8 protein-coding genes are annotated in these 6,394 nt (G+C 70.0%); 4 read left to right on the forward strand and 4 right to left on the reverse strand.

The window, feature by feature from the left end; all coding sequences use genetic code 11:
- Positions 1-56: 56 nt before the first annotated feature.
- Entirely contained in the window at positions 57-731 is a 675-nt protein-coding gene (locus EPD65_RS13000) for a TetR/AcrR family transcriptional regulator (protein ID WP_131584813.1), read from the forward strand.
- A gap of 12 nt (positions 732-743) precedes the next feature.
- Here the strand turns inward: EPD65_RS13000 and purE are convergent, their stop codons facing one another.
- The 4 genes from purE to EPD65_RS13020 are packed head-to-tail and all read right to left on the reverse strand — an operon-like array spanning position 744 to position 3,718.
- Complete coding sequence (gene purE, locus EPD65_RS13005) at positions 744-1,265, reverse strand: 5-(carboxyamino)imidazole ribonucleotide mutase (protein ID WP_131584814.1); 522 nt, start codon at positions 1,263-1,265, stop codon at positions 744-746.
- 2 nt (positions 1,266-1,267) lie between these two features.
- Positions 1,268-2,422 (reverse strand): 5-(carboxyamino)imidazole ribonucleotide synthase, encoded by a 1,155-nt coding sequence (locus EPD65_RS13010; protein WP_131584816.1) that lies wholly within the window; start codon positions 2,420-2,422, stop codon positions 1,268-1,270.
- Between the two features lie 43 nt (positions 2,423-2,465).
- Positions 2,466-2,993 (reverse strand): PH domain-containing protein, encoded by a 528-nt coding sequence (locus EPD65_RS13015; protein ID WP_131584817.1) that lies wholly within the window; start codon positions 2,991-2,993, stop codon positions 2,466-2,468.
- Positions 2,990-3,718, reverse strand: coding sequence for a biotin--[acetyl-CoA-carboxylase] ligase (locus tag EPD65_RS13020; protein WP_243640588.1), 729 nt, complete (start codon positions 3,716-3,718; stop codon positions 2,990-2,992). The genes EPD65_RS13015 and EPD65_RS13020 overlap by 4 nt, the downstream gene beginning before the upstream one ends.
- 102 nt (positions 3,719-3,820) lie before the next feature.
- Here EPD65_RS13020 and EPD65_RS13025 point away from each other — a divergent pair, with 102 nt between their 5' ends.
- From EPD65_RS13025 to EPD65_RS13035, 3 genes are all read left to right on the forward strand, one after another.
- Positions 3,821-5,425 carry an acyl-CoA carboxylase subunit beta gene (locus tag EPD65_RS13025; protein ID WP_131584820.1) on the forward strand — a complete coding sequence of 535 codons (1,605 nt, stop codon included), beginning with the start codon at positions 3,821-3,823 and terminating at the stop codon, positions 5,423-5,425.
- Positions 5,425-5,670, forward strand: coding sequence for an acyl-CoA carboxylase subunit epsilon (locus tag EPD65_RS13030; protein WP_131584821.1), 246 nt, complete (start codon positions 5,425-5,427; stop codon positions 5,668-5,670). Before EPD65_RS13025 ends, EPD65_RS13030 begins: the two co-directional genes overlap by 1 nt.
- A 103-nt stretch (positions 5,671-5,773) precedes the next feature.
- Positions 5,774-6,364, forward strand: a complete 591-nt coding sequence (locus EPD65_RS13035; RefSeq protein ID WP_243640590.1) for a hypothetical protein — start codon at positions 5,774-5,776, stop codon at positions 6,362-6,364.
- Positions 6,365-6,394: the final 30 nt, after the last annotated feature.

Here is a 6,394-nt window from a genome sequence, read left to right on the forward strand (position 1 = left end):
GATGCCACGGATCCGAAGTAAGTGGTACACGGTGTCCCCGGTGTAGGTTCTCGTCCATGACGGCGCAGAAGTGGGAGGACACGACGGCAGCCCGGCGCGCGAGCAGCCGGCAGGGACACCGTGCCCCCGTGCGCGACCGGATCATCCAGGCCGCGGCCGAGGCGATCGAGCAGCACGGCCCCGACGCCGCCACGAACCAGATCGCCGAGCTCGCCGGCGTCGCGCGTCCGCACGTCTACCGGCACTTCTCCAGCAAGGAGGAGCTGCTCCACGAGGTCGCCCGGTACGCCGCGGGGTCGCTCAAGGACCGCGTCCTCCCGGCCCTCGAGGCCAAGGGCGACGCCGTCGACTGGATCCGCGAGCCGGTGAAGCAGGCGGTCCTGTGGGCTTCGGAGAACCCCGGACTCTTCCTCTTCCTGATGGGTCGCAGCCAGGCGCGCGACCTGCAGCGCGGTCGCGCCGGACGCAGCCACTTCCTCGGCCAGATCGTCGAGGCCGCGGAGACCCACCTCGCGACGGTGGGCACCGGCGGCGTTCCGCTGGACGCACTCTTCGCCGGCCTCAAGGGCATGGTCGACACCAGCATCATCTGGTGGGTGCGTCACCAGGACGAGGAGCGCGACGCGCTCGTCGACCGGCTCTCGCGCCAGGTCGGCCTGATCGTCCAGACCGGTCTCGCCGAGCACGGCATCGCCGTGGACGAGACCGGCGTGGTCTCGAAGTTCGCCTAGTCCCTCAGGCGATCAGAAGCCCAGGCGGGGCTTGCCGGCGGCGTAGTCGCGGACGACCTTGCCCTTGGCGTGGGCCTGCTCGGAGAGCGACTCGGCGTACTCCTCGAGCTTCGCCTGCAGGTCGGCGTCCGAGGTGCCGATGATGCGCGCGGCGAGGATGCCGGCGTTCTTGGCGTTGCCGATGGCGACGGTCGCGACCGGGATGCCGGCGGGCATCTGCACGATCGAGAGCAGCGAGTCCATGCCGTCGAGGTACTTCAGCGGCACCGGAACGCCGATGACAGGCAGCGGGGTGAGCGAGGCGAGCATGCCGGGGAGGTGGGCCGCTCCCCCGGCACCGGCAATGATCGCCTTGAGGCCGCGGCGCGCGGCTTCCTTGCCGTACTCGACCATCTCGACCGGCATCCGGTGCGCGGAGACGACGTCGGCCTCCCACGGAATGCCGAAGTCGGTGAGCACCTCGGCGGCCGCCTGCATGGTCGGCCAGTCGGAGTCCGAACCCATGACGATTCCGACCAGGGGCTTCTCGGTCATGCTCACTCGCTCTCGTTGCCGAGGCTGCCGTCGAACCAGGCGGCGGCGTGCCGCGCCCGCTCCAGGCAATCCTCGAGGTCGTCGCCGTAGGTGTTGACGTGGCCCACCTTGCGACCGGGACGGATGTCCTTGCCGTAGAGGTGGACGCGAAGCTTCGGGTCGCGCGCGAACGCGTGCGGGTAGCCGTCGTACAGGTGGCCGGCCTCGGGGTCGCCGCCGAGGATGTTGACCATCACGGTCCACGCCTGGCGGGGCTCCGGCGAGCCGAGCGGGAGGTCCATGACCGCGCGCAGGTGCTGCTCGAACTGGCTGGTGACCGCACCGTCCTGGGTCCAGTGACCGGTGTTGTGCGGGCGCATCGCGAGCTCGTTGACGAGGATCCGGCCGTCGTTGGTCTCGAAGAGCTCCATCGCCATCACGCCGGTGACGCCCAGCTCCTTGGCGACGCGGAGCGCGGCCTCCTGCGCCTGCATCGCCAGTGCCGGGTCGAGGTCGGGCGCCGGAGCGATCACCTCGTGACAGATGCCGTCACGCTGCGTCGTCGCCACCACGGGGTACGCCGCGGCCTGGCCGCTCGGCGACCGGGCGATCAGCGCGGAGAGCTCGCGGCGGAAGTCGACGAGCTCCTCCGCCAGGATCCGCACGCCGGTCTTCTCCGCGACCTCGAAGGCCTCGTGGGCGTCGTCGGCCGATCGCACGATCCAGACGCCCTTGCCGTCGTAGCCGCCGCGGGTGGTCTTAAGGACGCACGGGAAGCCGAAGGACTCGACCTCGTCGAGGGACGCCACGATCGCGTTGCGCGGGCACGGGACGCCGAGCTCGTCGAGGATGCGGCGCATCTCGCCCTTGTCCTGCGCGTAGACCAGCGCCGACGGCCCGGGGCGCGGCGAGTGGCCGGCGGCCTCGAGAGCGTGCAGGTGCTCGGTCGGGACGTGCTCGTGGTCGAACGTGACGACCGAGCAGCCCTCGGTGACCTTCAGGAGCGTGTCGAGGTCGCGGTAGTCGCCGACCTGCTGGTCCGGGATCACCTGGGCGGCACTGACGCCCTCCGCCTCGGCGAGGAGGCGGAGCGGGAGACCGAGGGCGATCGCGGGCTGCGCCATCATCCGGGCGAGCTGGCCGCCGCCGATGATCGCGAGGGTGGGAGCAGCAGACACGCGGTCACCCTATCGGTGTGCATACACCTGCCCCGCCCCGTGCTCAGGTGCCGTCGTCGTGCCGGTCACCGCGCTGACTGAGCCGGTGCAGCTCCTCGGAGACCTGCAGCTGGACCTGCTCGACGTGCGGGATGTCGTCGAGCAGGACGCGCCCGTCGGTGCTGGCATCGCTCACGATCAGCGTGCCGCAGCCGAAGAGCCGGTCGATGACGCCGATCTCGAAGTCCACACCGCTGATCCGGTTGAGCGGGATCGTGCGGCCCTCCTTCGCGATCAGGCCGGAACGCTTGATGAAGCGCCGGTTGGTGAACGTGTAGGTCGTCGTCCACCACCGCACGAACGGCGGCAGGGACGCTGCGGCTGCGAGCACACCGAGGATGCGGGCGATCCAGCCGAGGATCGAGTGACCCAACCCGTCGTTGTCCGGGCGGTCGACGGTGAAGGACCAGACGAGCAGGACGAGCGCCACGATCACCAGCGCCGCCGGCCAGATCAGTGCCTTCCAGTGACCGCGGGTGGTCACGACGACCTGCTCGTCGTCGTTCAGGAGGCGTGCGGGGAAGGTGCTCATTCGGCAGCCCGCACGTGGATGACGTCGCCGGCACCGACCGGGACCTCGCCCGCGCCGGTGTCGACCACGAGCCGGCCGCCAGCGTCGATGTCGACGGCCGTGCCCGTGAGCGGCTCCCCGGCAGGTACGTCGACCCGCACGGTCTTGCCGATCGTCACGCACTCCCCCGCGTAGGCCCGGCGCAGGGCGTCGGTGTCCTCGATCAGCGGAAGCAGCGTCTCCAGCGAGGCGAGCACGGTGCCGAGCACCTCGGTGCGGTCCGGCACGCCCTCGACCAGCTGCTCCAGCGACGTCGCCGCCTCGATCGGCAGCTCGGCCGGCGTCTGGTGCACGTTGATCCCGACACCGAGGACGGCGGCCGGGCCGGTCGGGGTGTCGACCCGCTCGACGAGGATGCCGGCGAGCTTGAGCGGGCCGTCGACGGTCTCCACCACGATGTCGTTGGGCCACTTCAGCCCGATGCCGTCGGCGCGGTCGTCGAGCGCCGCGTGCACGGCGTACCCCGCGAGCAGCGGGAGCCACGGCCAGGAGGCCGGCTCGACCTCCGGACGGACCAGCACCGAGAAGGTCAGCGCCGCCCGGGGCGGGACCTCCCACGAGCGGTCGAGGCGGCCGCGGCCGGACGTCTGGTGCTCGGCGACGATCACCAGACCGGCCTCGGCGCCCTCCCTCGCACGGGCGGCGAGGAGCGCGTTGGTGGACCCCGCTTCCTCGACGATCTCCACAGTGTGAGGAAGTCGATGCGGATCAAGTGGCGGGCGTGGGTCCATCGAAGAAGACATGGGCACTAGATTGGCCCAGCACACCAACAGGAGGCCAGACCCCCCATGAGCGCACTCGAGTCGACTCCCGAGATCGACCTTCACACCACCGCCGGCAAGCTTGCCGACCTCGAGCGTCGTACCGACGAGGCCGTGCACGCTCCTGCTGCCAAGGCGCAGGAGAAGCAGCACGCGAAGGGTCGCAAGACCGCCCGCGAGCGCCTCGAGCTCCTCTTCGACGAGGGTTCCTTCGTCGAGCTGGACGAGTTCGCCCGGCACCGTTCGACCGCCTTCGGCCTGGAGAAGACCCGCCCGTACGGCGATGGCGTCGTCACCGGCTACGGCACGGTCAACGGCCGTCAGGTCTGCGCGTTCTCGCAGGACTTCACCGTCTTCGGTGGCTCGCTGGGCGAGGTCTACGGCGAGAAGATCGTCAAGGTCATGGACCTGGCGATCAAGACCGGCTCCCCGATCGTCGGCATCAACGAGGGTGCGGGTGCCCGCATCCAGGAGGGTGTCGTCTCCCTCGGCCTGTACGGCGAGATCTTCAAGCGCAACACCCGCGCGTCGGGTGTCATCCCGCAGATCTCCCTGATCATGGGCAACTGCGCCGGCGGCCACGTCTACTCTCCGGCCCTGACCGACTTCGTCGTCATGGTCGACCAGACCTCCGCGATGTTCATCACCGGCCCCGACGTCATCAAGACCGTCACCGGCGAGGACATCTCGATGGAGGACCTCGGCGGTGCGCGTGCGCACAACGCCAAGTCCGGTTCGGCGCACCACATGGCCACCGACGAAGAGGACGCGATCGAGTACGTCAAGGGCCTGCTGGACCACCTCCCGCAGAACAACCTCGACGAGCTTCCGGTCTACGACTCCCCGGCCGACCTCGAGCCCAACGAGCTGGACCTCAAGCTCGACACGATCATCCCGGACGGCGCGAACCAGCCGTACGACATGCACGAGGTCATCGAGACCGTCCTGGACGACCAGGAGTTCCTCGAGGTCCAGGAGCTCTTCGCCCCGAACCTCATCGTCGGCTTCGGTCGTGTCGAGGGCTCCCCGGTCGGCATCGTCGCCAACCAGCCGATGCAGTTCGCCGGCTGCCTGGACATCGACGCCTCCGAGAAGGCCGCGCGCTTCGTGCGCACCTGCGACGCGTTCAACATCCCGGTCATCACCCTGGTCGACGTCCCGGGCTTCCTGCCGGGCACCGACCAGGAGCACACCGGCATCATCCGTCGTGGCGCGAAGCTGCTCTACGCGTACTGCGAGGCGACGGTGCCGCTGGTCACGATCATCACCCGCAAGGCCTACGGCGGCGCGTACGACGTCATGGGTTCGAAGCACCTCGGTGGCGACATCAACCTGTCGTGGCCGACCGGCCAGATCGCGGTCATGGGTGCCCAGGGCGCGGCGAACATCATCCACCGCCGCACCCTGTCCGACCTGGCTGCTGCTGGTGGCGACGTGGAGACCAAGCGCGCCGAGCTGATCGACGAGTACGAGACCACGCTGGCGAACCCGTACATCGCGGCCGAGCGTGGCTACATCGACGGTGTCATCCGCCCCCACGAGACCCGCGCCGAGATCGTCAAGGCGCTGCGTCTGCTCAAGGGCAAGCGCGTCGAGCAGCTGCCGAAGAAGCACGGAAACATCCCGCTCTGATGGCCGACATCGAGACCGCCGAGGCGACCGTCGCGGAGGAGCAGAAGCCGCTCCTTCGCGTGGTCTCCCCCAACGCCACCCCCGAGGAGATCGCGGTCATCACCGCGATCTTCGCGGCCATGGGCTCCGGCGGCGCGGCTCCGGTGAAGAAGCGCCCGTCCGACTGGGCCTCACCGGCGCGACGCGTGCGTCGTACGCTCCCGAGCGGCTTCGGCGGCTGGAAGGCATCCGCCCTCCCCCGCTGATCCACCCCGCTTCATCCGCAACTGGACTGAACTGGCAGATTTCCGGCCTCCGGACCTGCCACTTCAGTCCAGTTGCTGCATTTCAGGGAAGACTGACGCCGTGATGATCCCGCGCGCGCTCATGGACGGCATCGTCTCCGGCGAGCTCGACCTCGCCTTCCGCCGGTGGACCCGGCGCATGCACGTCCCCGGCGGCACGCAGCGAACGCCAGGCGGCGTGGTCCGCTTCGAAGCCGTCGACGTCGTGGGACTCGAGGACATCACCGAGGACGAGGCGCGTCGGGCGGGGATGCCGCTCGAGCGGATCCGCGAGGTGCTGGGGCGCAAGGAGGGCGACGTCTACCGGATCCGGCTCGCGTTCGCCGGTGCAGACGAGCGCGTCGCCCTGCGCGCGAAGGCCCGTCTCACGCCGAAGCAGCGCGACGACCTCGTCGCCACGCTCGCCGGCATGGACGCCCGCAGCAAGCGCGGCCCGTGGACCCGGCAGCACCTCGAGCTGATCGACGCCCGGCCGAGCGAGCTGGCCGAGACGATCGCCGCGAGCATCGGGCGGGAGAAGCTGCCGTTCAAGGCAGACATCCGGCGGCTCAAGGAGCTCGGCCTGACCGAGAGCCTGCGACCCGGCTACCGACTGTCGCCCCGAGGCCAGGCGCTGCTGCGCCACCTGCGCTCGCTCGACGGGTCGTCCGCCTGAGGCCTAGCGATAGGTAGGGCTCAGGCGGAC

The organism is Nocardioides jejuensis (assembly GCF_004337475.1).
GTDB classification, from domain to species: Bacteria; Actinomycetota; Actinomycetes; order Propionibacteriales; family Nocardioidaceae; genus Nocardioides; species Nocardioides jejuensis.